This window comes from Burkholderia sp. MSMB1498, assembly GCF_001526245.1.
GTDB classification, from domain to species: Bacteria; Pseudomonadota; Gammaproteobacteria; order Burkholderiales; family Burkholderiaceae; genus Burkholderia; species Burkholderia savannae.
Window position 1 is genome coordinate 373,241 of record NZ_LOYJ01000101.1, and the last position, 23,700, is coordinate 396,940.

A 23,700-nucleotide genomic window follows, 5' to 3' on the forward strand; every position below is an offset into this window, starting at 1 on the left:
AGGCCGCGTCCGCGCGGGCGGCCCCCCCGACTCAGAACTTGTAGGTCACGGCGACGAAGCTGACGATCGGGTCCGCCTTCAGCTCGTTTTTCGATTCCGCCAGCACCGTGCCGTCGGCGGCCTTGATCGTCACGGTCGACGTCGTCTTCAGCGGAATGTACGTGACCGACGCGAGCAGGCCCCAGTGGTCGGTGAAGTTGTACGTGATGCCCGCGTTGAACACCGGCTGCCATGACGACGACGCCTTCGCCGACACCTGCGTCGGCCCCGGCTTGCCTGCGCCCGCGGCGAGCACCGCGCCGAGATTGTCCTGCGTCGACTTCACGAAGTTGCGGTTCAACTGAAGGTCGCTGAACCAGTTGTACGACACGCCGATGCCGACGAAGGGCCGCACCTTCGACGTCGCCTGCAGGAAGTAGTACTGGAACAGTACGGCCGGGCTCCACTGGCGCACGCTCTTGACGATCGGGTTGATCTGCGGATCGCCGAGGTTCTGCGACGCGAGCGCGCCCGCCGGGCCGGGCGGGCGGATCGTGCCTTGCCCCGTGATCTTGAAGACGGGCGGCACGCCCGCCACCGTCGTGACCGCGATGTTGTCCGTGAGGAAGTGGCTCGTCGTCAGGCCGACCGTGTCCGCGCCGCTCGTGCGCGTGCCGGTGCCCGGCGACGTGAACGACCCCGTCAGCCCGAGCGGCGTGTTGATCGGCGTCGGCGCGACGCTCGTCGTGAGCGGGGTCGTGCTTTGCTGCGGCATCACATGGAACCAGCCGAGCGTGACGACATTGCTGCCCGCGCTTTGCGCGTGAGCGGCGAGCGGCGTCAGCGCGGCGGCGCCGAGCGCCGCGCACAGTGCTTTTTTCATAAGGCCTCCCGAGCGCCGCTTATTGCACGAACGCGCCGACCGTGAAGTACGGCGACGACGAGTTGGACATGTCGAGGAAGCCGAATGCCCCGCCCGCGCCCGTGAAGATGAACTTGCCGGTCGGCGCCGAGCTGCTCGCGCCTACGTGCGACGACGTGATCGTGCCCGGCACCGTCTGCGTGTAGTCGAGATTGAGCGCGGTGGCGAGCGACGCCTGCGACGCATTGAACGGATCGAGAATCGTCGCCTGCTTGTCGACGAGCACCGTCGAGCGGTAGTCGAACTGGCTGTCGACGCCGATGTATTCGCCGTTGACGAACCCGACGTTGATCGCCGTCTGCGGCGCGAGGAGCGAGATGCTCGATTCGTCGTCGGCGGTGAGGCCCGGCACGCCGTTCGCATCGGGCGTCGGGTTCGGGTTCGCGACGCCCGTGCGGATCAACACCGGCACGAGCTGCTTGTTCACCTTGCCGACGATGAGGAAGCCCTTCGCTTGCGGCACCGTCGCGAGCGTCGGCTTCAACTGGCTCTGGAAGTGGTCCGTCTCGAACGCGCCGGTGCCGTTCGACGATTGCGCGAGGTTCGTGCCGGGCTGGCGGCAGGTGCCCGCATAGATGCCCGTCGAATCGCAGCGGGTCCAGGTGCCGTCGGGGTTGATCGTCACCTTCGCGTCGATCGTCGCGGGCGCGAAGCTTTGCGAGGCCACCTGGCCGTAGCCGAGCTCGCTGTACGTGCCGGCGATGTTGGCGATGTTCGTTTCGAGCGACGAGAACGCGATGAACGGATAGTACGGGAACTTGGTGTCCGGAATCGCGCCCTGGCCGAGCAGGCCGCCGTACTGAAGCTCCGCGCCGGGAATCGTGCCGCCGACGATGCCCATGCCGAGGAAGATGCGCGCCGGCCGGTTCGGATCGAGGCTCGCGCCGTTCAGACGGAACGAGCAGTTGTTGAGCTTTTGCGTCGGCAGCAAGGTTTCCTGCGTGAGCGTGCCGCTTTGGGTCGTGCCCGCGCGCGACGGCGCCGCGGTGCCCGTCGTTTGCGGAATCGGCGACGCGACGAAGGTGATCTGCCAGGTCATCTTCGTCGTGTCGATCTGCAGTTTGACGAGTTCGCCGTCGCCGCCGCCGCCCGTGTAGACCGTGCCGTAGTCGACCGTCGACGGGCACAGCGCGGTTTCGACGAGCGGCTGCGAATCGCTGCCGCCGCCACCGCCGCTGCACGCCGAGATGAAGGGCGCGGCGCATGCCATCGCCAGGATCAGATTCCGCTGCTTCATGTTGCTCCTCCAAACTCCAGAATTGTCTTTATCCGGCGGCCGGCTCCCTTGCGGCCGCTCTCGATATCGCCCGCTGCGGCGCGGCCCGGCGCGATGCGTGTCGCCGGGCCGCACGTGTGCGGGTCTCGTTACTTGCTGACTTGCGCGCCGACGCCGAAGTAAGGCGCGGACGGCGTCTGGCCGGCGATCGCCGAGCTCTGCGTGATCCCGCCGTTGACGGTGCCCTGGATCAGCGTCGCGAACAGCCCGCCGTTCGCGATCACGAAGCCCGACGCCGACGTGTCGGTCGTCGTCGCGCCGAGCAGGCCCGGCGTCGACTGGCCGTAGTCGAGGTTGAAGCCGGTTTCCGCCTGCTGCGTGCTCGGATTGACGAACGTGCCCGTCGTCCCCTTGACCACCGTCGCCGTGTACTTGAAGTTCGAGTCCGCGCCCGCGTAGCCGCCGTCGACGCTGCCGAGTGCGAGCGCCGTCGCCGGCCCGAGCACCGCGATGCCCGATTCGTCGTCGACTTGCGCGTCGGTGTGCAGCGGCGGCGTGCCGAGGTTCACGTTGCCCGTGCGCACGACGACGGGCACGGTCGCGCCGTTCAGCTGGCCGAGCACCATGTGCGCGACCGCCGACTTGCCCGTCGCGCCGATGAGCGGCAGCTGCGTCTGCGGCAGGATCTGCGGCGCCTGCGTGCTGTTGAAGTAGCCGCTGCCGCTCGACGCCCACGGGTTGCCCGTCGTCATGCAGCCCGACGCGCTCGTCGACGTGCACGCACCGTTCGAATCGAACGTCTCGTTCGCGTTGACGCCCTTCGTCGCGTAGTTGCTCGACGGCACCGAGTGGTACAGCAGCGCGTTGTACGTGCCCGCGAGCTTCGTCACGTCGGTCGTCGTGTTCGAGAAGGCGAGGAACGGATAGAAATCGAAGTGACGCTGCGGCACCTGGCCGATGTTCTGCAGCACGCCCGGGATGATCGTGAGGCCGCTGTACTGGACCGTCGCGCCCGGGATGCCGCCGCCCGCGACGCCGAAGCCGACGAGGATCATCGGCGGGTTCGCCTGGTTGAAGTCGGCTGCGGTGGAGTAGGTCGAGTTCGTCGCGGGGGAGGTGCCGCTGCCCGGCAGCAGCACGAACGCGCAGCGCGTCTGCTCGGCGGTGGGCAGCGTGCCCGCGGGCGGATGCGCGACGCTGCCCGTGATCGTCGTGCCGGCGCGAGTGGGCGTGACGGTGCCGGTCGCGAGCGGAATCGGGGATTCGAGCCACTTGAGCGTGTACGTCATCGTGGTCGCGTTGATGTTCAGGCTCACGATCTCGCCGCTGCCAGCGCCGCCGAGATACGTGCTGCCGGCGATGTCCGCGGTGGCGGGGCAGAGCGACGTGTTGCCGGCCGCCGAACCGGGCGCGCCTTGGGCGCCGCAGCTTGCGCCCGAGCATTGCGGAACGGCGATGGGGGCAGGGGTGCCGCCGCCCCCTCCACTACAAGCGGCAAACAAAGGGGCGACGGCTATGGCCATTGCCACCCCTTTCGAAAAGGCGTCCGACATGCCTCTGTCTCCAATGTGTTTAATTGTGTGGGCTAATTTGGCCGTGTCGTTTTCAGCTGTCAATCGACGGAACCGTCTAACCAACACGATTTAAACAATTCACCGTATTCGGGATGCCGAAACAACGGGCTGGGGAGGGGGAATTAAAACGAGATTAGCGTTTGAAATTGGTTGCGGCGGATGCGGTGTCCCTTGTTTTTACAGGGTTTTGTTCGCGGGATACGGCGTTGGATCAACCGTTTAAAGCACGCGCATCGGGTGAATCCCTATCCGGGATAATCATGACGTTTTGAAATTTTCGAGATTTATTTTCGAGTGGGAATGAAAGTTTGTAAATATCTGTGAGCGCCGCGACATTATTTAAAGAACTTTCGGTTTCCATTCGATGCAATGAAAAAGCCGGCCACTCGGGCCGGCTTTTCTCGTGTTGCAAGCTTTGCGCCGTTCAGCGCTCGAGTCCCGTGTCCTCGGCTGCGCCGACGTTGAGGTTCATGCACTGGATCGCGGCGCCCGACGCGCCCTTGCCGAGGTTGTCGAGCCGTGCGAGCGTGACGAAGCGCTCCGCCGTGCCGAACACGAAGAGGTCGACGCGGTTCGTGCCGTTGTTCGCCTGCACGTCGAAGAAGCCGTCGTCGAGATTTTCGGCCGCGTCGTACGGCGCGACGCGCACGAACGCCTCGCCCGCGTAATGCTCGGCGAGCACGCGCTGCACGTCCTGCGGCGTCACGCGCTTGGCGAGCTGGCTCGGCGTGAAGTACGTGGTGACGGCGAGCCCCTTGTAGAACGGCCCGACGATCGGCGTGAAGATCGGCGCGCTCGCGAGGCCCGTGTGCGCGGCCATCTCCGGCAGGTGCTTGTGCGCGAGGCCGAGCGCGTATGCACGCGGGGCCGCGAGCTTCGCGCCGCCCGCTTCGTAATCGGCGATCATCTTCTTGCCGCCGCCGCTGTAGCCCGTGATCGAGTAGCTGTGCGCGGCGAAGCCCGGCGCGACGACGCCCGCATCGACGAGCGGGCGCATCGCGAGCACGAACGCCGACGCGTGGCAGCCCGGCACCGCGATGCGCTTCGCGGTGCGGATGCGCTCGCGCTGCGCGCGGTTCAGCTCGGGCAGGCCGTACGCCCAGTCGGCGCTCGTGCGGAACGCGGTGCTCGCGTCGATCAGCGTCGTGTTCGGATTTTCGACGAGCGCCGCCGACTCGCGCGACGCGACGTCGGGCAGGCACAGGAACGTGACGTCCGATGCGTTGATGAGGCGGCGGCGCTCGTCGACGTCCTTGCGCAACGCTTCGTCGATGCGCAGGATTTCGATGTCGTCGCGCGCGGACAGATATTCGAAGATCTTCAGGCCGGTCGTGCCTTCCTGGCCGTCGACAAAAACTTTCGTGCTCATCTCGCTCTCGCTGGATCGGGGCGGGCGGCGCGCTGCCGCCGTGAAAACCGCCATTTTAAGGCGTGATGCGCGGCATCGTAACCGGCCGGCCGAAAAAAGCCGGCCGGGCCGCGCTTGCGATCCGGCCCCTTGGCGGATCGCCGCGCGTCACTTGCCGGCGAGCCAGCGGGCGGTTGCCGCCGCGACGCGCGCGCCGAACGCCTTCGCGGTGTCGAGATCGCCGCTCGCGGGCGCCTCGTCCGGCGACGCGTCGGACGGCGATTGCGCGAGCAGGCCGGTGAAGCCGCCCGCGTAGTTGATGTCGTTGCGCGTCGACGCCTTCGTGTTCGCGGGCAGCAGGCCCGTGCCGACCCACACCATCCCATGCTGCATCGCGAGCGTGACGAAGTATTGAATCGTCGAGAACTTGTCGCCGTTCATCGACGCGGAGTTCGTGAAGCCCGCCGCGATCTTGTCCTTCCATTTCTGGCCGAACCACGCTTTCGACGTCGCGTCGGCGAATTTCTTGAAGTCGGCCGACGGGCCGCCCATGTAGGTCGGCGCGCCGAAGACGATCGCGTCGGCCGCGTCGAGCGCGGCCCAGCCGGCGTCGTCGAGATCGCCGACGGCGACGAGCCGCGCGTTCGCGCCCGCGTCCTGCGCGCCCGCGAGCACCGATTCGGCGAGCTTCTTCGTGTGGCCGTAGCCGCTGTGATAGACGATGACGATGTTCGACATTCCCGTTTCTCCATGATGAGACGACGAAGCCGCGCGCCCCGTGACGGGCCGCGCGGCGGACGATGGCCGACCTCGGCGACGCGCGCGGACGGCCGGCGCAAAAAGTCTAGCGGTGCGAAGCATCTCGCACGATCGCTGTCGCGCACGACTGAATTTCGCGAACGGCGCGAATCGCGCCGCGCTTCGCCGCAGACTAGCGGCCGTATGTGACGACGAGCTGCGCGGAGCCGATCGACTCGGTGCCGATCTCGTGGTCGAACATCTGAGCGGGGCGGCCCGTCGCGACGCGCAGGTCGGTGGCCTTCAGCGCGTGGACGGTGATCACGTAGCGGTGCGGTTTGCCGGGCGGCGGACATGGGCCGCCGTAGCCGTCGATGCCGAAATCGTTGCGCGCCTCGGTCGCGCCGAGCTTGCGCAGGAAGCCGGACGCGCTCGCGTCGGCGGGCAGGCTCGAGACGCTCGCCGGGATGCCGGCGACCGCCCAGTGCCACCAGCCGCGGCCGGGCGCGTCGGGATCGAACATCGTGACGGCGAAGCCCTTCGTGCCGGGCGGCGGATTGCGCCACGCGAGCTGCGGCGAGCGGTTGCCGCCCTTGCAGTCGCCCTGATTGAAGACGTGCGACGCGCCGACGCGGCCGCCGGGGCGCAGGTCGTCGCTCGTGAGCACGAACGCGTCTTCGGCGCGCGCACGCGGGCCGCCGAGGATGCCGAAGAAGGAAGCGCAGGCGAAGGCGAGCGCGAGCAGACGACGGGGCGAACCTGGCGGAACGACTCGGCGACCCACACGCATATGGCCCTTCTCCCGTCACTGGTGCCGGGGCGGCCCGGCGCTGATCGTTGTCGAGATGTGATGCTCGAACCCGAATATGAGGGCAAGTCTAGCATTAGGGGACGCATGGCGGACGTCGTCGCGTCAACTTCGCGTGAGCGGGCCGGCGCGGCGGGTGCAGGCGGGCGCAGGCGGCGGGAAACGCGAAGAGACGGCGCAGGAAGGGCGGCCGTCGCCACCGGCGAGCGCGCGCATAAAAAACGCCGGCCGTCGTCGACGGCCGGCGTTTTTCGGCATCTTCGCGGGCGCGGGCGGACGGGCCGCCGCCGGCGATGCGGGCTCGCGTTACTCCTGCGCGCCCGTCGCGCCGCCGTGCGCGGCCGACCATTCGGCCGGCGAGTGCAGGAATTTCTCGACTTCGTCGAGCGTCTTCGTCTCGAAGTAGCCCGACGCCTTCGCGACGCGCAGCACGTCCCACCAGGTCGCGAGCGCGTGCAGGTCGACGTCGATGTCCTTCAGCACCGACACGCTTTCCTTGAAGATGTTGTAGTGGAACAGCACGAAGCAGTGGTTCACCGTCGCGCCCGCCGTGCGCAGCGCGTTGATGAAGTTGATCTTGCTGCGGCTGTCGGTCGTCAGGTCCTCGACGAGCAGCACGCGCGAGCCTTCCTCCAGATAGCCCTCGATCTGCGCGTTGCGGCCGAAACCCTTCGGCTTTTTACGCACGTACTGCATCGGCAGCATCATCCGGTCGGCGATCCACGCGGCGAACGGGATGCCGGCGGTTTCGCCGCCCGCCACCGCGTCGATCTGCTCGAAGCCGACGTCGCGCAGGATCGTCGCCTCGGCCATCTCCATCAGGCCGCGGCGCACGCGCGGAAACGAGATCAGCTTGCGGCAGTCGATGTAGACCGGGCTCGCCCATCCGGACGTGAAGATGAAGGGCTTGTCGGCGTTGAAGTGCACCGCTTGCACTTCGAGCAGCATTTTGGCGGTCGTGTCGGAGATCGTCTGACGATCGAAGCCTGTCATGGGCGTTCCTTGGTGATGAGCGAGGGGCGGGCGCGGGCCCGGTGGCGCAGCTCGCGTGATTCCTGCCGTGAGGGCCGGGCTGCGGGCCGACGTGGGCGATGGCCGCCGGCGTCGAGCCGCTTCGCTGCGCGCGTAGCCCGCTATTTTACCCGATTTGCGCCCTTTTCGAGACGCCCGGCGGCGGCGGATTATCCGCGCCCGGACGGCGGTCCCGGGCGCGGGGCGGGCGTTGCGGCGCGCGGATGCTCCGCCGCCTTGCGGCATTGAAAGGAAGTACGCCGAAACGATGGCCTTGCGCGGCGCAGCAACTGGCGCGCGTGCGCGAGGTGTACACTAAGCGACCCTCTAAGTATTTGCTCGGTGCTTTGTACTCCCCGCTTGCCACCCGCCAAGGTTCGAAGCCGCGCCGATCCGGCGCGCGACGGACGCCGCAGTCGACCATCCCCTCGATTTCCGCATCCGCGGCTCCCGGTGCTCGGTACTGAGTCTTCAAAATTTCGCATGTCTCTCGCAGGTCAACCATGGACGAACAACTGAAGCAAAGCGCTCTCGCTTATCACCAGAATCCGAAACCCGGCAAGATTTCGGTCACGCCCACGAAGCCGCTGTCGAACCAGCTCGATCTGTCGCTCGCATATTCGCCCGGCGTCGCGGCCGCGTGCGAGGCGATCCACGCGGACCCGCTCGACGCGCAGAAGTACACGTCGCGCGGCAACCTCGTCGGCGTCGTGACGAACGGCACCGCGGTGCTCGGCCTCGGCAACATCGGCCCGCTCGCCGCGAAGCCGGTGATGGAGGGCAAGGGGTGCCTGTTCAAGAAATTCGCGGGCATCGACGTGTTCGACATCGAACTCTCCGAGTCCGATCCGGACAAGCTCGTCGATGCGATCGCGATGCTCGAGCCGACGCTCGGCGGCATCAATCTCGAAGACATCAAGGCGCCCGAGTGCTTCTACATCGAGCAGAAGCTGCGCGAGCGGATGAAGATTCCCGTCTTCCACGACGATCAGCACGGCACCGCGATCATCGCGTCGGCGGCGATCCTGAACGGCCTGAAGGTGGTCGGCAAGGATCTGTCGAGCGTGAAGCTCGTGTGCTCGGGCGCGGGCGCGGCGGCGATCGCGTGTCTCGACCTGCTCGTGAAGCTCGGCCTGTCCAAGTCGAACGTGCTCGTTTGCGACTCGAAAGGCGTGATCTACGAAGGCCGCGGCAATCTCGATCCGTCGAAGCAGCGCTACGCGGTGACGACCGACGCGCGCACGCTCGCCGACGCGATTCGCGATGCGGACGTGTTCCTCGGCTGCTCGAGCGCGGGCGTGCTGAAGCAGGACATGGTGAAGACGATGGCGGACAAGCCGCTCATCCTCGCGCTCGCGAACCCGGAGCCGGAAATCCGCCCGGAAGACGCGAAGGCGGTGCGCCCGGACGCGATCGTCGCGACGGGTCGCTCCGATTATCCGAACCAGGTCAACAACGTCCTGTGCTTCCCGTTCATCTTCCGCGGCGCGCTCGACGTCGGCGCGACGACGATCACCGAGGAGATGAAGCTCGCGTGCGTGCGCGCGATCGCCGAGCTCGCGCAGGAAACCGATCAGAGCGAGGAAGTCGCGAAGGCGTATGAAGGCCATTCGCTCGAATTCGGCCCGGAATACCTGATTCCGAAGCCGTTCGATCCGCGCCTCATCATCAAGATCGCGCCCGCCGTCGCGCAGGCCGCGATGGATTCGGGCGTGGCCACCCGCCCGATCGCCGACATGGACGCGTACCGCGAGCAACTCGGCGCGACCGTCTACCGCACCGGCATGGTGATGCGCCCCGTGTTCGCCACCGCGAAGACGAAGACCGCGCGCATCGTGTTCGCCGAGGGCGAGGACGAGCGCGTGCTGCGCGCCGCGCAGTTCGTGCTGCAGGAGAAGATCGCGAAGCCGATCATCGTCGGCCGTCCGTCCGTCGTCGAGATGCGTCTGAAGAAGATCGGCTCGAAGCTCGTGGGCGGAGCCGATTTCGAGATCGTCAATCCGGAAGACGATCCGCGCTACCAGCAATGCTGGCAGGCGTACCACGAGATGGGCGCGCGCGACGGCGTGACGCCGGAAGTCGCGAAGGCCGCGCTGCGCAAGTTCAACACGCTGATCGGCGCGATCCTCGTGCACCTCGGCGACGCGGACGGCATGATCTGCGGGATGATCGACACGTACCACAGCCACCTGAAGTTCATCGAGCAGGTGCTCGGCCGCGCGAAGGGCGCCGAGCACTTCGCGGCGATGAACCTGCTGATGCTGCCGGGCCGCAACCTGTTCATGTGCGATACCTACGTGAACGAGCAGCCGAGCGCGGAGCAGCTCGCCGACATGACGATCCAGGCGGCGGCCGAGATCGAGCGTTTCGGCATCACGCCGAAGGCGGCGCTGCTGTCGAACTCGAACTTCGGCAGCGCGCCGTCGGCGTCGTCGCGCCGAATGGCGGACGCGCGCAAGCTGATTGTCGAGCGCGCGCCGAACCTTGAGGTCGACGGCGAAATGCACGGCGACGCGGCGCTGTCCGAAGTGGTTCGCAAGGCCGCGTTCCCCGGCACGACGCTCACGGGCGAGGCGAACCTCCTGATCATGCCGAACGTCGAGGCGGCGAACATCGCGTACAACCTGCTGAAGATGGTGGGCGGCGAAGGCGTGACGGTCGGCCCGTTCCTGCTCGGCGCGGCGAAGCCCGTGCACATCCTGACGCCGGCTGCGACGGTGCGCCGGATCATCAACATGACGGCCGTCGCGGCGGCGAACGTGCAGGTGAAGTAACGCGCGCGGAGGCGAGCGCCGCGAGCCGTGACGGCCTGCGGCGCGCCGAGACGAACAGGAAGGCGGCCGCCCGGCCGCACCGCACCTCGGAAGGTGTGCATCCAGCTTTGAGGTCGGTTCAGTCGGGCGGCCGCCTTTTTCTTTGCGTCGGCGCGCGGGACGTCATTGCGATGCCGGCGCAACCGCGTCGCGCGCGCGATCCGTCGTCACGCGACGTTGCGCGTCTGCCCGCCCTCCGGCGAGCGCCACCGCGCGAGCAGCCGCGTCCACTTCGCGCGCACCGCGTGCACGTTGTTCTCCTTCACGTGCCCATATCCACGAATGCCGTCGGGCAGGCTCGCGAGCTCGATCGCGAGCGGCAGCGTGTCGCGCGTGAGCCGGCCGTCGATCAGCTCGCTCACGAGCGCCTCGTATTCGCCGATCAGCGCGCGCTCGGTGCGCCGTTCGTCGGTGCGGCCGAACACGTCGAGCGCCGTTCCGCGCAGAAACTTCAGCTTCGCGAGCACGCGGAACGCCTGCATCAACCACGGGCCGTATTGCTGCTTCACGAGACGGCCGTGCGCATCCTTCTTCGCGAACAGCGGCGGCGCGAGGTGGAACCTGAGCTTCCAGTCGCCTTCGAACTGCTCGGCGAGCTTCGCGACGAACGCCGGATCGGCGTGCAGCCGCGCGACTTCGTACTCGTCCTTGTACGCCATCAGCTTGTACAGATTGCGCGCGACGGCCTCGGTGAGCGGCTCCTGCGCGGCCTCGCCGCCGAGCGCCCGCTCGGCTTCGCGCACCTTGTCGACGACGGCCGAGAAGCGCGTCGCGTACGCGGCGTTCTGATACGCGCGCAGATGCTCGGCGCGCGTCGCGATCAGCGCGTCGATCGCCTTTTTCGTGTGCAGCGCGATCACCGTCGCGCCGGCCTGCGCACCGCCCGCCGCCGCCGCGCGCACGCTCGCCGGATCGAACGCGGCGCGGCGGCCCCATTCGAACGCCGCGCGGTTCTGCTCGATCTGCACGCCGTTCAGCTCGATCGCGCGCACGAGCGACGCATGCGTGAGCGGCAGCCAGCCGCGCTGCCACGCGTAGCCGAGCACGAACGGGTTCGTGTAGATCGCGTCGCCGAGCAGCGCGACCGCGAAGTGGTTCGCGTCGACGAGGTCGACCGCGTCGCCCGCCGCCGCGCGAATGTCGAGCTCGGCGCTCGCGCCCGGGAACGACCACAACGGATTCTTGATGAACTCGGCGGTCGGCGTCTTCGCGCTGTTGACGACGACGCGCGTCGCGCCATGGCGCATTCGCGACGTGCATTCGTCGCCGGCCGTGACGATCGCGTCGCAGCCGATCACGAGATCGGCCTCGCCCATCGCGATGCGGGTGGCGTGGATGTCGGCGGGCGCGTGCGAGATCTGGACGTGGCTCATCACAGCGCCGCCCTTTTGCGCGAGGCCCGTCACGTCGAGCACCGTCACGCCCTTGCTTTCGAGGTGCGCGGCCATTCCGAGCAGCGCGCCGATCGTCACGACGCCCGTGCCGCCGACGCCCGTGACGAGCACGCCGTACGCGCGATCGATCGCGGGCAGCGCGGGCTCGGGGATCGGCGGCAGCGCGCTCGCGTCCACCGACACGGCCTTCGGCTTGCGCAGCTTGCCGCCCTCGACGGTCACGAAGCTCGGGCAGAAGCCCTTCACGCACGAGAAGTCCTTGTTGCAGGTCGACTGGTTGATCTGCCGCTTCGTGCCGAATTCGGTGTCGAGCGGCTCGACCGACAGGCAGTTCGACTGCACCGAGCAGTCGCCGCAGCCTTCGCAGACCGCCTCGTTGATCACGACGCGCTTGGCCGGGTCCGGGTACGCGCCGCGCTTGCGGCGCCGGCGCTTCTCGGTCGCGCAGGTCTGGTCGTAGATCAGGATCGTCGTGCCTTCGATCTCGCGCAGCGTGCGCTGGACGTCGTCGAGCTGGTCGCGATGGTGGATCGTCACGCCCGGCGCGAGCAGCGACGCGTGGCCGTCGTATTTCTGCGGCTCGTCGGTGACGATCACGATCTTCCTCGCGCCTTCGGACGCGAGCTGGTGCGTGATCTGCGGCACCGTCAGCACGCCGTCGACGGGCTGGCCGCCCGTCATCGCGACCGCGTCGTTATAGAGAATCTTGTACGTGATGTTCGCCTTCGACGCGATCGCCGCGCGAATCGCGAGGAGGCCGGAGTGGAAGTAGGTGCCGTCGCCCAGATTCGCGAACACGTGCTTTTCGTCGGTAAACGGCGCCTGGCCGATCCACGGCACGCCTTCGCCGCCCATCTGGCTGAACGTGCTCGTGTTGCGGTCCATCCACACGGTCATGTAATGGCAGCCGATGCCCGCGATCGCGCGCGAGCCTTCCGGCACGTTCGTCGACGTGTTGTGCGGGCACCCGGAGCAGAACCACGGCTTGCGCTCGGCGCTCACGTGCGGCTTCGCGAGCGCGGTTTCCTTCGCGTGAATCACCGCGATCCGCGCGGCGACGCGTGCGCGCACGTCGGGCGGCAGCTCGAACTTTTCGAGGCGCGTCGCGATCGCCTTCGCGATGATCGCGGGCGACAGCTCGTAATGCGCGGGCAGCAGCCAGTTGCCCATCGGCACCGACCATTCGCCGCCCGCGCCGTCCTTTTCGTCGAACTTGCCGAACACGCGCGGACGCTGGCCGTCCGGCCAGTTGTACAGTTCTTCCTTGATCGCGTATTCGAGAATCTGGCGCTTTTCCTCGACGACGAGAATTTCGTCGAGCCCGCGCGCGAATGCCTGCGCGCCTTGCGCTTCGAGCGGCCATACGCAGCCGACCTTGTAGAGGCGAATGCCGATCCGCGCGCAGGTTTCGTCGTCGAGGCCGAGGTCGACGAGCGCCTGACGCACGTCGAGATACGCCTTGCCGCCCGTGATGATGCCGAAGCGCGCGTTCGGCGAATCGATCTCGATGCGGTCGAGCTTGTTCGCGCGCACGTACGCGAGCGCCGCGTACCACTTGTAGTCGAGGAGGCGCGCTTCCTGCACGAGAGGCGGATCGGGCCAGCGGATGTTCAGGCCGCCGTCGGGCATCGCGAAGTCGGTGGGCAGCACGATCTCGGTGCGATGCGGGTCGATGTCGACGGAGGCCGACGATTCGACGACGTCCGTCACGCACTTGAGCGCGACCCAAAGGCCCGAATAGCGGCTCATCGCCCAGCCGTGCAACCCGAAGTCCAGATATTCCTGCACGTTCGACGGGAACAGCACGGGCAGCCCGCACGCCTTGAAGATGTGCTCGGATTGATGGGCGAGCGTCGACGACTTCGCCGCGTGATCGTCGCCCGCGAGCACGAGCACGCCGCCGTGCGGTGCGGAGCCGGCCGAGTTCGCGTGCTTGAACACGTCGCCCGTGCGGTCGACGCCCGGGCCCTTGCCGTACCACATCGCGAACACGCCGTCGTGCTTCGCGCCCGGATACAGGTTGACTTGCTGCGATCCCCAGACGGCCGTCGCCGCGAGGTCTTCGTTGAGGCCGGGCTGGAACACGATCCGGTGCGCGGCGAGGTGCTGCTTCGCCTTCCACAACGACAAATCGAGCCCGCCGAGCGGCGAGCCGCGGTAGCCGGAAATGAAGCCGGCGGTGTTCAGGCCCGCGGCGCGATCGCGCTCCTGCTGGAGCATCGGCAGGCGCACGAGCGCCTGGATGCCGCTCATGTACGCGCGGCCGCGTTCGAGCGTGTATTTGTCGTCTAGCGTGACGGATTGCAGCGCGGCTTCGAGCGATGCGCGCTGGCCTGCGTCTAGCGGGGCATTCATGCAGTGTCTCCTCACCCGGTTCGGGATCGCCAAAACTATCGGCGCGTCGGCGTCTTGTGGACGCGTTGGTCGGCCCGAATATTGGCGGGTTTCGTTCGATGGTAGCACTGGGAAAAACCCGCCGCATTGTTTCAATAATGAGTGCCGAGTGACCCGAAATCGAGAGGAATCAATGCGTTACAGGCTGTAAAAGCATGTAAAACGGCGGGCCTCGCGCGGCGATTGCCGTTAGTCTCTAGGGCCCTGTCCGGTTGTGACGGCGGCGCGGGCTCGCGTCGGCGCCGCGAACGCACACGGACGGTTGCAATGGAGGTGCAATGAAGACTCGAAATATCCAGAATTTCCTGATGGTGTCGGCGGCGTTTTTCGCGATGAGCGGCACCGCGCGCTCGGAAGGCGCAAGCGTGCTGGCGACGGCGAGCACCCAGATGCTGCAGCTCGCGGCAGCCGGTGCGCCGGCGCCGGCGCTCGCGAGCGCCGTGACGAACGAACGCGGCGCGGCGCAGAAGTAGGCCGCGGCGGCGCAGCGGCGGGCGATTGCCGGCCTCGTCGCGCGATGATCGGCCATGCAAAAGGGCGGGAATCCCGGGATTCCCGCCCTTTCCATTTAGACGTTCCGATTTGACGCCTCGATGTTTCGAGGCCTCTATGTCTTGACGCCCCGTCGCGAACAGGCCGCGCGCGGCGCCGCCTCGCTTACGCCTTGTCCTGCACGACGCCGCGGCGGATCTGGTCGAGCTCGATCGATTCGAACAGCGCCTTGAAGTTGCCCTCGCCGAAGCCCTGATTGCCCTTGCGCTGGATGATCTCGAAGAAGATCGGCCCGATCTGGTTCTCGGTGAAGATCTGCAGCAGCAGATCGTCGTGCGCGCCGTCGATCAGGATCTTGCGCTTCCTGAGCTCGTCGAGCGGCTCGCCGTGGTTCGGCACGCGGCGATCGACGAGCTCGTAGTACGTGTCGATCGTGTCGAGCAGCGTCACGCCCTTCGCGCGCAGGCCGTCGACCGCCTTGTAGATGTCGGCCGCGCCGAGCGCGATGTGCTGGATGCCTTCGCCGTGATATGCGTCGAGGTATTCCTGGATCTGGCCGGCCGTGTCCGAGCCTTCCTCGTTGATCGGAATCCGGATCTTGCCGCACGGCGACGTCATCGCCTTCGATTTCACGCCCGTCACCTTGCCTTCGATGTCGAAATAGCGCACCTCGCGGAAGTTGAACAGGCGCTCGTAGAACTCCGCCCATTCCTGCATGCGGCCGCGGTGGACGTTGTGCGTCAGGTGGTCGATGTAGGTGAGGCCGTGGCCGGCCGGGTTCGGATCGGCGCCCGGAATCGGCTCGAAGTCGACGTCGTAGATGCTGATGTCGCCGATCGCGCCCGGCTGCGCGCCGTTCTTGCCCTTCCAGCGGTCGACGAAATAGATCAGCGAATCGCCGATGCCCTTGATCGCCGGGATGTTCAGCTCCATCGGGCCCGTCTTGTTGTCGAAGCCCCACGCGCCCAGCTCGAGCGCGTGCTTGTACGCCTTCGCGGCGTCCTGCACGCGGAACGCGATCGCGCAGATCGACGGCCCGTGCAGCCGGGCGAAGCGCTGCGCGAACGAATCGGCTTCGGCGTTGATGATGAAGTTGATGTCGCCCTGGCGGTACAGCGTCACGTTCTTGTGGCGGTGCCGGGCGACGGCGGTGAAGCCCATGCGCTCGAACAGCTGGCCGAGCGCTTTCGGATCGGGCGCGGTGTATTCGATGAATTCGAAGCCGTCGGTGCCGACGGGGTTGTCCCAGGTGGGGATTTGCATGGCGTCTCCTAGCCCTCGACGGGGCACGCGTCTTGGTGAATGTCTGCGGCAAAGTGTAGCGGGCCGGGCCGGGTGGAAACTTGCGAACTTAGTCGCGTAACGCTACGCTTGCGCAATTTCTCGTCCGCACGAACAGGCAGGGAGGCAGGAAATGGCGCACGTAGAATTGGATGCGATCGATCGGCGCATTCTTGCGATTCTTCAGGAGAACGGGCGTTTGTCGAATCAGGACATCGCCGAGCGGGTGAATCTGTCGCCGAGCCCTTGCCTGCGGCGGATTCGCCGGCTCGAGGAGCTGGGCGTGATCACCGGCTACGTCGCGCTGCTCGACCCGCAGAAGCTCGGGCTCGACCTGCTCGCGTACGTGAGCGTGCGGCTGGAAAAGCGCGGCGGCGCCGTGCCGGCGCGCGGCGACGAAACGCCCGCGCGCGCGGGCGCGACGCACGCCGAGCTGTTTCGCGCGGCCGTGCAGGCGTGGCCGGAGGTCGTCGCGTGTCACGCGATGACGGGCGATATGGACTATCTGTTGCGCGTGCAGGTCGAGGACATGGCGCATTTCTCGCGTTTCATGCAGGAGCAACTGCTGCACCATCCGTCGGTGATCGACGTGAAGACGAGTTTCTCGCTCGAGCGCTTCAAGGAGACCACCGCGTTGCCGATCCGCTGAATGCCGGAGCGCGGTCGGCCGAACGGCCGATATCGGCTGAGCGGCGCAAAAAAACGGGCGGCCCATGACGGGCCGCCCGTTTTTGTTCGCGCATCGGCGGATGCGATGCGCCGCGCGTTACGCGGTGAGGCCCGCGGGCAGCAGCGATTCGAAGATCTGCGTCGCGCGGCGCGCCTGGCGCTTGAGCGCGTAGTCGAACACGGCCGCCTGCTCCTGCATCATCTCGGCGATGATCGTCGAGTGGTCGGCGGGCGGCAGCGACAGGTACGCATCGGCTTCGCCGTATGCGTACTCGATGCGCATCCCCGATTTCTTCGCGATGTGCATCATCGTCGCGTTGCGCGACAGGCAGTGCATGTACAGCGTCGTGACGTGCGTGTTGCGGCTGCGGATCGCGGCGCGCTCGAAGAGCTTCGTGCCGACGCCTTGGCCGCGTGCGCTTTCGAGCACCGACACGCCGAACTCGGCGGTGCGCTTGTCGCCTTCGGCGGGCAGGTACGCGAGGTGGCCGACGCCGATCATCGCGAGTTCGTGATCGAACACGCCGAACACGGTGTCGCGGCCGAAGTCGATCGTGCGGACGTAGTTCTCGATCACGTGATCGGGCACCGCTTGGCCGAAGCGCAACAGGCGATCGTCGTCGTCGAGCGCGAGAAAATGGGTGAGCAGTTGCTGACGGTCGCCGGAAGCCAGTTCCCGAACGAGAACTGGCGCGGGACCGGCGATGCCGACCGCATCGGCAGGGCGAAGGTCTGGCTTGTTCATCGTGGGTTCCTCAAAAAAGACCGTACAGCTATTTGTGCAACGCAGCGCAATTTTAGCTGAATGGCCGTGCGGAGATTGGGGAAAACCCGGATGTTCGTGTCGAGCTTGGCCTCTAAATTCACCGATTGGTAAATATAAGCTTTTGTTTTTATTGATATTTTAAGGATTTTTGACGGAGGTGTGGGCAAAGCGTCGCACTGTTACGCTCACGCAACGCTTGCTGCTCCGCAATAAATCAGACGATTCAGCCGCCGAGGCCGTGCTCGATCATGCCGATCACCTGCTCGGCGAAATCGCGATAGCCGAGGCGCCCGCCCGGCTTCAGCCACGTGAACGTCCAGTTGATCATCCCGAACACCATCATCGTCACGGGCGTCTGGTTGTCCGTCGAGATCCGCTCCGGATACGCGCGCGCGAGCTGGCGCGCGAACGCGGCGACGATGTCGCGCTGGCGGTCGAGAATGATCCGGCGTTGCGCTTCCTCGAGATACTTCACGTCGTTCAGCAGCGCGACATGGCGGCTGTGCGACGTCTCGTATTCGGCGAGGAACGCGCGCACGAGTTCGGCGAACGCCTCGCGCTCGGTGAGCCCGCGCCGCTGGCTCGCGCCTTCGACCTCGGCGATGATCAGCATCAGCCGCTTCGTGTAGCGGTCGAGCAGATCGAACAGGATCGCTTCCTTGCCTTCGTAATAGTGATAGAGGCGCGCCTTCGACGTGCCGCTCGCGTTCGCGAGATCGGTCATCGACGTGCTCGGGTAGCTCGTCTGCGCGAACTTGGCGGCGGCGAGATCGAGGATCTGCTCGCGCTGGGATTCGTGATCGGGGGCTCGGGTGCGGGCCATGTGATTCGACGCGTGATGCGGGTTCGGGTTAGCGGGGAACGGCGATGGCGGGCGTGACGCGCAGCGTCGCCGTTTTCAGGTCTTCGATCGAGCGCGCGTCGCCCTGCAGCTCGACGCGGCCGGCTGCCGCGAGCTCGCGGCAGCGCCAGAACGCGATCACGTCGCCGACGAACAGGTGGCCGCGGTCGGCGAACGCCATTACCGCGCCGACCGTGCGCGCGGCGGGCCCCCATTCGTCGGGCGCGTGTTCGAGCACGAGCGCGTCGATGTCGGCGTAATGGCCGCTCTTGAACGTGTTGCAGATCCAGTAGCGCAGCTCGGCGTTCGTCTGCTTCGCTTCCTGCCATTCGAGCGCGAGCCGGCTGATCCGCAGCACCGAGATCGGCGCCGCCTCCGGCAGCTTCGCGGCGAGCTGCGCGGGCGAGAAGATGCCGGCGGCCGTCGCCTGGTCGGCGCGCAGCCGCACCCACGACTGCGGATCGTCGATGTCCGTGCTCGACAGCCGCACCTCGTTCAGGCGCTGCGGCGCGTTGCGCAGATGGTAGGCGACGCGCCGCAGCATCAGCTGATCGGCCACGCTGTGCGCGTGCCACACGACGATCTGGCCCGTGCCGGCCGCGAGCGCCTCGAGCTTCGCGAAATCGTCGCCGAGCCCCGCCGCCCAGTCCTGCTGCACGTCGCCGATCGCGCGTTCCCAGAACGCGGCGCGCACATCCGGCGTATCGTCGGCGCCGCGCAGCGGGCCGACGGACAGATCGTCGAACAGCTCGACGACGCTTTCGTCGCGGCCCGCGTCGGCGAGCGCGATGCGCAGGGAAGCGGCGGCGGAGCCGCCCATGGTCACGTGGATGGTGCTCATTGGCCTGTCGTCAACATGAGAAAAGCCGCCCGGGTGCCGGCGCTTCGCGCGTCCGGCCCGCAGGCGGCCCCTAGTGTAAGCGAGATGGGGGGCGGCGCGTAACCGCGCGGCAAGACGCCGCTTACCGTTCGTCGTAACTGACGACCACCTTGCCGCTGACGGGATGGCACTGGCAGGTGAGCACGAAGCCGTCGGCGATTTCCCGCGGCTCGAGCGTGTAGTTCTTTTCCATCCGCACCTCGCCTTCGAGCACCTTCGCGCGGCACGTGCAGCACACGCCGCCCTTGCACGCGTACGGCAGCGCGAGGCCCGCGCGCAGCCCGACGTCGAGGAGGCTCACGCCTTCGTACGGCAGGCGCAGCTTGCGTTTCTTGCCGTCGAGCACGATTTCGAGATCGGCGGCGGGCGTGTCGTCGGTAATCTCGACGGCGGGCACGCCCGCCTGCGGCAGCGGCGTGCCGAAGCGCTCGACGTGCACCCGCTCGTGCGGCACGCCGGCCGCGGCGAGCGCGGCCTCGGCGGCGTCCATCATCGGCGCGGGGCCGCAGATGAACGCTTCGTCGATCGTCTCGGCCGGCACGAGCGAATCGATGAACGCCGCGCACTTCGCCTGATCGAGCACGCCGTTGAAGAGCTCGACGTCTTGCACGTCGTCCGACAGCACGTGATACAGCGCGAACCGCTGCATGAAGCGGTTCTTCAGATCCTCGAGCTCCTCGGCGAACATGATCGAATCGACGCTGCGGTTGCCGTAGATCAGCGTGAACGCGCTCCGCGGCTCGAGCTCGAGCGTCGTCTTGATGATCGCGAGCACGGGCGTGATCCCCGAGCCGCCCGCGAACGCGACGTACTGCTTGCCGTGCTCGGCGTTCAGGTGCGTGAAGAAGCGGCCGTCCGGCGTCATCACGTCGATCGTGTGGCCGGGCTCGAGCGTATCGAACGCGAAGTTCGAGAAGCGGCCGCCGCGCACGCGCTTGATGCCGATGCGCAACTCGCCGTCGCGGTCGTAGTCGGTCGTGCCGACGCAGATCGAGTACGAGCGGCGGGTCTCCTCGCCGTCGATATGCGCCTTCAGCGTGACGAACTGGCCTTGCGTGAAGCGGTACGCGTCGCGCAGCTCGGGCGGCACCTCGAACGACACCGTGACGGCGTCGGCGGTCTCGGGCCGCACGTCGCGGATGCGCAGCGGATGGAATTGCGGAGTCGCCATATTCAATAAGGTTTGAAGTAGTCGAAGGGTTCGCGGCAGTCGACGCAGCGGTAGAGCGCCTTGCACGCGGTCGACGCGAACTGCGCGAGCCGCTCGGTGTGCGCTGAGCCGCAGCGCGGGCAGACGGGCGCGGCGAGCGGCTTCGGCATGAAGCGGACGGCGCGGCGGTGGGCAGGGCCGCCGCGCGCATCGCCGTCGCCGCCGTCGCCGCCGCCATCGCCGCCGCACTGGCCGGCGGGCGGCGCGATGCCGTACGCGCGGAGTTTTTCGCGGGCGTCGGCGGTGATCCAGTCGGTCGTCCACGCGGGCGCGAGCACGGTCGCGATCCGGTGCGGCGCGACGCCGGCTTGCCGCAGCGCGGCGTCGATGTCCTCGGCGATCTGCTGCATCGCCGGGCAGCCGGAGTAGGTCGGCGTGATCACGACTTCGACGACGCCGTCGGCGGCGCGGCGCACGTCGCGCAGGATGCCGAGCTCGCGGATCGACACGACCGGGATTTCCGGATCGGGCACGGCTTCGAGCGCGTCCCATGCGCGGGCGACGAGCGGATCGTCGCCGCGGGCGGCGGCGCGGCCGTCGCGCGGGCGGTCGACGGCGGCGGCCGTCGAGGCGAGGGCGGATGCGGGGAGGGCGGACATCGTCTGGCTCCGTCGTTCGTCATTCGTCGCGCGCGGCTTCACCAGGTCGCGCCCGGATGCTGGCGCGCGACGCTCTGCAACTCGGCGAGCAGATAACCCATGTGCTCCGAGTGCTCGCCGCGCTTGCCGGTCGACACGTACTGGCCGGCCGCGGGCGGCGCGAGCGTCGCCTCGGCGAGGGTCGCGTCGACGTCCGCGCGCCACGCCGGCTCGATCGACGCGATGGCGGGCCCGATGCCGGCCGCGGCCGCCGCGTCGTCGATCGCGTCCGCCGCGAAGAATTCGCGCGTATACGGCATCAGATAGTCGAGCGCGGCCTGCGCGCGGCGATGCGATTCGTCGGTGCCGTCGCCGAAGCGGATCAGCCATTCGCGCGCGTGGTGCTCGTGGTAGCGCGTCTCCTTCACCGATTTCGCCGCGATCGCCGCGAGCTGAGCGTCGCTCGACGTCTCGAGCGCAGTCCACACGTGCAGCATCAGCGCCGCGTAGAGGAAGTTGCGCACGACGGTCACCGCATAGTCGAGCTCCGCGTGCGCGGTGCCGCTGAGCGGGCCGTAGTGCGGCAGCTCGACGAACGTGTAGTTCGCGAATTCGCGCTCGGTGCGCGAGTACGCATAGTTGTCCTCGGTCCGCGCGGCGCCGCTGAGCTGCCGTTCGAGCTCGGCCGCGTGCGTATACAGCAGGCGCGCCTGGCCGATCAGGTCGAGGCTCATGTTCGTGAGCGCGATGTCTTCCTCGAGGACTGGGCCGTGCCCGCACCATTCGGCGTTGCGCTGACCGAGGATCAGCGCGTTGTCGGCGAGGCGCAGCACGTAGGCGAGATGTTGTGGGGTCGTCGTCATGGCCTGCCGCTCACATGTGGTTGACTTCGTCGGGCAGCGTGTAGAAGGTCGGATGGCGATAGATCTTGTCGCCCGCCGGCTCGAACATCTCGGCCTTCTCGTTCGGATCGGACGCGGTGATCGCCGCCGACGGCACGACCCAGATGCTCACGCCTTCCTGGCGGCGCGTGTAGACGTCGCGCGCCATGTGCAGCGCCATCGACGCGTCGGCCGCGTGCAGGCTTCCGCAGTGCTTGTGGTCGAGCCCTTGCTTGCTGCGCACGAAGACTTCCCAGATTGGCCATTCTTGGTTCATCGCTTTCTCCTGAATCTCCTGAATACGGAAGGCGGCGCCGCGCTTCGCGCGCGTCATGCCGCTTGCTGTTGCGCGCGGCGGCGGCGCTTTTCCTCGTGCGCGAGCGCGGCCTCGCGGACCCACGCGCCGTTCTCGTGCGCCTTCACGCGGGTCGCGAGGCGCTCCTTGTTGCACGGGCCGTCGCCGTTGACGACGCGCCGGAATTCGTCCCAGTCGAGCGCGCCGTAGTCGAAATGGCCGCGCGCGTCGTTCCACTTGAGGTCGGGGTCGGGCAGCGTGACGCCGAGCACTTTCGCCTGCTCGACCGTCGCGTCGACGAACTTCTGCCGCAGATCGTCATTCGAGATGCGCTTGATTCCCCATTTGGCCGACTGGTTGCTGTGGACGGAATCGGCATCGGGCGGACCGAACATCATCAGCACGGGCGCCCACCAGCGGTTCACCGCGTCCTGCACCATCGCGCGCTGCGCATCGGTGCCCTTCATCATCGCGAGCAGCGCGTCGAAGCCTTGCCGCTGATGGAACGATTCCTCCTTGCAGACGCGGATCATCGCGCGCGCGTACGGGCCGTACGTGCAGCGGCAGAGCGGAATCTGGTTCATGATCGCGGCGCCGTCGACGAGCCAGCCGATCACGCCGACGTCCGCCCACGTGAGGGTCGGGTAATTGAAGATGCTCGAATACTTGGCCTTGCCTGCGTGCAGCGCGTCGATCAGCGCGTCGCGCGACACGCCGAGCGTTTCCGCGGCGCTATATAGATAGAGGCCGTGACCGGCTTCGTCCTGGACCTTCGCGAGCAGGATCGCCTTGCGCTTGAGGCTCGGCGCGCGCGTGATCCAGTTGCCTTCCGGCAGCATGCCGACGACCTCCGAGTGCGCGTGCTGCGAAATCTGCCGCACGAGGGTCTTGCGGTACGCGTCGGGCATCCAGTCCTGCGGTTCGATCTTGCCGTCGGCGGCGACGACGGCATCGAATCTGGCCTGTTCGGGCGAATCGGCGGCGGCATCGAGCGGCGCGACGTTGCCGGGGATGTCGAGGGATTGCGTGTACATGGCGATGTTCTCGTCCAGGTGGAATGTTCACGCAGTATAAATCAACCGACCGGTCGGTTAATAGATCATTTTAGCGGATCGCCGAGATTCGCGGACCGGGCGACGGCGATTTGCCGTGGGCGGGCCGCTGCTTCGCGTGTGAACTGCAACGGGCCGCGGCGCGGGTGGTGGATTTTCATTCCAGCGAGGCCGGTCAACCATCGTGCGGGCTCATTGGTCTGCCGAAGTGGCCGAAGTGGCCGAAGTGGCCGAAGTGGCCGAAGTGGCCGAAGTGGCCGAAGTGGCCGAAGTCGCCGAAGTCGCCGAAGTCGCCGAAGTCGCCGAAGTCGCCGAAGTCGCCGAAGTCGCCGAAGTCGCCGAAGTCGCCGAAGTCGCCGAAGTCGCCGAAGTCGCCGAAGTCGCCGAAGTCGCCGAAGTCGCCGAAGTCGCCGAAGTCGCCGAAGTCGCCGAAATCCGGGGTCGGGCTCTACTAAACTGAGTGGTGGATCGATAGACTGCAGACCGGCGACCGGCGACCGGCGACCGGCGACCGGCGACCGGCGACCGGCGACCGGCGACCGGCGACCGGCGACCGGC

General features: G+C 67.3%; 21 protein-coding genes. 4 read left to right on the top strand and 17 right to left on the bottom strand.

The features are described from left to right. Positions 1–31: 31 nt before the first annotated feature. The 7 genes from WS91_RS23185 to WS91_RS23215 all read right to left on the bottom strand — a co-directional run bounded on the left by WS91_RS23185 (position 32) and on the right by WS91_RS23215 (position 7,578). The gene (locus WS91_RS23185) at positions 32–862 is read right to left on the bottom strand and encodes an OmpW/AlkL family protein (RefSeq protein ID WP_038746709.1); all 831 of its coding nucleotides are present in this window, start codon (positions 860–862) and stop codon (positions 32–34) included. A gap of 19 nt (positions 863–881) precedes the next feature. Continuing rightward, positions 882–2,138: a DUF2957 domain-containing protein gene (locus WS91_RS23190; RefSeq protein WP_038746713.1), complete on the bottom strand. Its 1,257-nt coding sequence runs from the start codon at positions 2,136–2,138 to the stop codon at positions 882–884. A gap of 128 nt (positions 2,139–2,266) precedes the next feature. Next, positions 2,267–3,640, bottom strand: a complete 1,374-nt coding sequence (locus WS91_RS23195; RefSeq protein WP_038746716.1) for a DUF2957 domain-containing protein — start codon at positions 3,638–3,640, stop codon at positions 2,267–2,269. A gap of 475 nt (positions 3,641–4,115) precedes the next feature. Next, positions 4,116–5,060, bottom strand: a complete 945-nt coding sequence (argC, locus tag WS91_RS23200; RefSeq protein ID WP_038746717.1) for an N-acetyl-gamma-glutamyl-phosphate reductase — start codon at positions 5,058–5,060, stop codon at positions 4,116–4,118. Positions 5,061–5,207: 147 nt separating this feature from the next. After that, a complete protein-coding gene (locus tag WS91_RS23205; RefSeq protein ID WP_038746719.1) occupies positions 5,208–5,777 on the bottom strand; it encodes a flavodoxin family protein in 570 nt (189 codons plus the stop codon). A 193-nt stretch (positions 5,778–5,970) separates the two neighbouring features. Next, complete coding sequence (locus WS91_RS23210) at positions 5,971–6,567, bottom strand: YbhB/YbcL family Raf kinase inhibitor-like protein (protein ID WP_038746721.1); 597 nt, start codon at positions 6,565–6,567, stop codon at positions 5,971–5,973. A 324-nt stretch (positions 6,568–6,891) separates the two neighbouring features. Beyond that, a complete protein-coding gene (locus WS91_RS23215) occupies positions 6,892–7,578 on the bottom strand; it encodes an orotate phosphoribosyltransferase (RefSeq protein ID WP_038746723.1) in 687 nt (228 codons plus the stop codon). 521 nt (positions 7,579–8,099) lie between these two features. Here WS91_RS23215 and WS91_RS23220 point away from each other — a divergent pair. Then, positions 8,100–10,370, top strand: coding sequence for an NADP-dependent malic enzyme (locus WS91_RS23220; protein ID WP_038746725.1), 2,271 nt, complete (start codon positions 8,100–8,102; stop codon positions 10,368–10,370). A gap of 206 nt (positions 10,371–10,576) precedes the next feature. On the opposite strand, the gene WS91_RS23225 is transcribed toward WS91_RS23220, so the two are convergent. Further along, positions 10,577–14,158 (bottom strand): indolepyruvate ferredoxin oxidoreductase family protein, encoded by a 3,582-nt coding sequence (locus WS91_RS23225; protein WP_059582621.1) that lies wholly within the window; start codon positions 14,156–14,158, stop codon positions 10,577–10,579. A gap of 317 nt (positions 14,159–14,475) precedes the next feature. Between WS91_RS23225 and WS91_RS23230 the strand changes: the two genes are divergently transcribed. Further along, positions 14,476–14,670 (top strand): hypothetical protein, encoded by a 195-nt coding sequence (locus WS91_RS23230; protein ID WP_038746729.1) that lies wholly within the window; start codon positions 14,476–14,478, stop codon positions 14,668–14,670. Positions 14,671–14,854: 184 nt separating this feature from the next. Here the strand turns inward: WS91_RS23230 and hppD are convergent, their stop codons facing one another. Continuing rightward, positions 14,855–15,952 (bottom strand): 4-hydroxyphenylpyruvate dioxygenase, encoded by a 1,098-nt coding sequence (gene hppD, locus WS91_RS23235; protein WP_038746731.1) that lies wholly within the window; start codon positions 15,950–15,952, stop codon positions 14,855–14,857. A 151-nt stretch (positions 15,953–16,103) separates the two neighbouring features. On the opposite strand from hppD, the gene WS91_RS23240 reads away from it, so the two are divergent. Beyond that, positions 16,104–16,619, top strand: a complete 516-nt coding sequence (locus tag WS91_RS23240) for an Lrp/AsnC family transcriptional regulator (RefSeq protein ID WP_038746733.1) — start codon at positions 16,104–16,106, stop codon at positions 16,617–16,619. Positions 16,620–16,736: 117 nt separating this feature from the next. Here WS91_RS23240 and WS91_RS23245 read toward each other — a convergent pair whose 3' ends face one another. The 8 genes from WS91_RS23245 to paaA all read right to left on the bottom strand — a co-directional run bounded on the left by WS91_RS23245 (position 16,737) and on the right by paaA (position 23,124). Beyond that, the gene (locus WS91_RS23245; RefSeq protein WP_038746734.1) at positions 16,737–17,384 is read right to left on the bottom strand and encodes a GNAT family N-acetyltransferase; all 648 of its coding nucleotides are present in this window, start codon (positions 17,382–17,384) and stop codon (positions 16,737–16,739) included. A 244-nt stretch (positions 17,385–17,628) separates the two neighbouring features. Continuing rightward, positions 17,629–18,228, bottom strand: coding sequence for a TetR/AcrR family transcriptional regulator (locus WS91_RS23250; RefSeq protein ID WP_038746736.1), 600 nt, complete (start codon positions 18,226–18,228; stop codon positions 17,629–17,631). Between the two features lie 28 nt (positions 18,229–18,256). Further along, positions 18,257–19,087, bottom strand: coding sequence for a DUF1835 domain-containing protein (locus WS91_RS23255; RefSeq protein ID WP_059671099.1), 831 nt, complete (start codon positions 19,085–19,087; stop codon positions 18,257–18,259). A 121-nt stretch (positions 19,088–19,208) separates the two neighbouring features. After that, the gene (paaE, locus tag WS91_RS23260; RefSeq protein ID WP_038746740.1) at positions 19,209–20,297 is read right to left on the bottom strand and encodes a 1,2-phenylacetyl-CoA epoxidase subunit PaaE; all 1,089 of its coding nucleotides are present in this window, start codon (positions 20,295–20,297) and stop codon (positions 19,209–19,211) included. A 2-nt stretch (positions 20,298–20,299) separates the two neighbouring features. Further along, the gene (gene paaD, locus WS91_RS23265) at positions 20,300–20,935 is read right to left on the bottom strand and encodes a 1,2-phenylacetyl-CoA epoxidase subunit PaaD (RefSeq protein ID WP_059671120.1); all 636 of its coding nucleotides are present in this window, start codon (positions 20,933–20,935) and stop codon (positions 20,300–20,302) included. A gap of 38 nt (positions 20,936–20,973) precedes the next feature. Next, positions 20,974–21,777 carry a 1,2-phenylacetyl-CoA epoxidase subunit PaaC gene (gene paaC / locus WS91_RS23270; protein ID WP_059671100.1) on the bottom strand — a complete coding sequence of 268 codons (804 nt, stop codon included), beginning with the start codon at positions 21,775–21,777 and terminating at the stop codon, positions 20,974–20,976. Between the two features lie 10 nt (positions 21,778–21,787). After that, on the bottom strand, positions 21,788–22,072 hold the full coding sequence (paaB, locus tag WS91_RS23275; protein ID WP_038746770.1) for a 1,2-phenylacetyl-CoA epoxidase subunit PaaB: 285 nt from the start codon (positions 22,070–22,072) through the stop codon (positions 21,788–21,790). A 53-nt stretch (positions 22,073–22,125) separates the two neighbouring features. Then, positions 22,126–23,124: a 1,2-phenylacetyl-CoA epoxidase subunit PaaA gene (paaA, locus tag WS91_RS23280; protein ID WP_059582620.1), complete on the bottom strand. Its 999-nt coding sequence runs from the start codon at positions 23,122–23,124 to the stop codon at positions 22,126–22,128. 202 nt (positions 23,125–23,326) lie between these two features. Here paaA and WS91_RS23285 point away from each other — a divergent pair, with 202 nt between their 5' ends. Beyond that, positions 23,327–23,602, top strand: coding sequence for a hypothetical protein (locus WS91_RS23285; protein WP_197422264.1), 276 nt, complete (start codon positions 23,327–23,329; stop codon positions 23,600–23,602). The last annotated feature ends 98 nt before the right edge of the window (positions 23,603–23,700 follow it).

Excerpts from the sequence above, each read along its gene's own strand:
- WS91_RS23185 (WP_038746709.1), bottom strand. The coding sequence starts at position 862 with ATGAAAAAAGCACTGTGCGCGGCGCTCGGCGCCGCCGCGCTGACGCCG.
- WS91_RS23190 (WP_038746713.1), bottom strand. The coding sequence starts at position 2,138 with ATGAAGCAGCGGAATCTGATCCTGGCGATGGCATGCGCCGCGCCCTTC.
- WS91_RS23195 (WP_038746716.1), bottom strand. The coding sequence starts at position 3,640 with ATGGCCATAGCCGTCGCCCCTTTGTTTGCCGCTTGTAGTGGAGGGGGC.
- argC (WP_038746717.1), bottom strand. The coding sequence starts at position 5,060 with ATGAGCACGAAAGTTTTTGTCGACGGCCAGGAAGGCACGACCGGCCTG.
- WS91_RS23205 (WP_038746719.1), bottom strand. The coding sequence starts at position 5,777 with ATGTCGAACATCGTCATCGTCTATCACAGCGGCTACGGCCACACGAAG.
- WS91_RS23210 (WP_038746721.1), bottom strand. The coding sequence starts at position 6,567 with ATGCGTGTGGGTCGCCGAGTCGTTCCGCCAGGTTCGCCCCGTCGTCTG.
- WS91_RS23215 (WP_038746723.1), bottom strand. The coding sequence starts at position 7,578 with ATGACAGGCTTCGATCGTCAGACGATCTCCGACACGACCGCCAAAATG.
- WS91_RS23220 (WP_038746725.1), top strand. The coding sequence starts at position 8,100 with ATGGACGAACAACTGAAGCAAAGCGCTCTCGCTTATCACCAGAATCCG.
- WS91_RS23225 (WP_059582621.1), bottom strand. The coding sequence starts at position 14,158 with ATGAATGCCCCGCTAGACGCAGGCCAGCGCGCATCGCTCGAAGCCGCG.
- WS91_RS23230 (WP_038746729.1), top strand. The coding sequence starts at position 14,476 with ATGAAGACTCGAAATATCCAGAATTTCCTGATGGTGTCGGCGGCGTTT.
- hppD (WP_038746731.1), bottom strand. The coding sequence starts at position 15,952 with ATGCAAATCCCCACCTGGGACAACCCCGTCGGCACCGACGGCTTCGAA.
- WS91_RS23240 (WP_038746733.1), top strand. The coding sequence starts at position 16,104 with ATGGCGCACGTAGAATTGGATGCGATCGATCGGCGCATTCTTGCGATT.
- WS91_RS23245 (WP_038746734.1), bottom strand. The coding sequence starts at position 17,384 with ATGAACAAGCCAGACCTTCGCCCTGCCGATGCGGTCGGCATCGCCGGT.
- WS91_RS23250 (WP_038746736.1), bottom strand. The coding sequence starts at position 18,228 with ATGGCCCGCACCCGAGCCCCCGATCACGAATCCCAGCGCGAGCAGATC.
- WS91_RS23255 (WP_059671099.1), bottom strand. The coding sequence starts at position 19,087 with ATGAGCACCATCCACGTGACCATGGGCGGCTCCGCCGCCGCTTCCCTG.
- paaE (WP_038746740.1), bottom strand. The coding sequence starts at position 20,297 with ATGGCGACTCCGCAATTCCATCCGCTGCGCATCCGCGACGTGCGGCCC.
- paaD (WP_059671120.1), bottom strand. The coding sequence starts at position 20,935 with ATGTCCGCCCTCCCCGCATCCGCCCTCGCCTCGACGGCCGCCGCCGTC.
- paaC (WP_059671100.1), bottom strand. The coding sequence starts at position 21,777 with ATGACGACGACCCCACAACATCTCGCCTACGTGCTGCGCCTCGCCGAC.
- paaB (WP_038746770.1), bottom strand. The coding sequence starts at position 22,072 with ATGAACCAAGAATGGCCAATCTGGGAAGTCTTCGTGCGCAGCAAGCAA.
- paaA (WP_059582620.1), bottom strand. The coding sequence starts at position 23,124 with ATGTACACGCAATCCCTCGACATCCCCGGCAACGTCGCGCCGCTCGAT.